Genomic DNA, 235 nt, shown 5'->3' with positions numbered 1-235 from the left:
GATATGGCTTTCGACCTTGGCGACGGCGTTGTCGTCGATCAGCGGGCCAAGCACGACGTCGCGGTCGAGACCGTTGCCCACCTTCAGGCCCGAAACCGCCGCGGCGAGCTTGGCGGCAAACGCCTCGTAGACGCCGTCCTGGACATAAAGCCGATTGGCGCAGACGCAGGTCTGGCCGTTGTTGCGGACGGCGAGGTCCGGCATGGTGGCGCGCAGAATATAGGCGGGGCCGGGC

General features: G+C 66.8%; 1 protein-coding gene. It reads right to left on the bottom strand.

Annotated elements, in window-relative coordinates; all coding sequences use genetic code 11:
- Positions 1–235: aldehyde dehydrogenase family protein (locus AF337_RS11905; protein ID WP_152971007.1), on the bottom strand; the 235-nt coding region annotated here is incomplete at both ends.

Source organism: Rhizobium ecuadorense (genome assembly GCF_001187535.1).
GTDB classification, from domain to species: Bacteria; Pseudomonadota; Alphaproteobacteria; order Rhizobiales; family Rhizobiaceae; genus Rhizobium; species Rhizobium ecuadorense.
The sequence above is the reverse complement of the archived record's forward strand: the minus strand, read 5'-3'. Positions and strand labels throughout refer to the sequence as shown.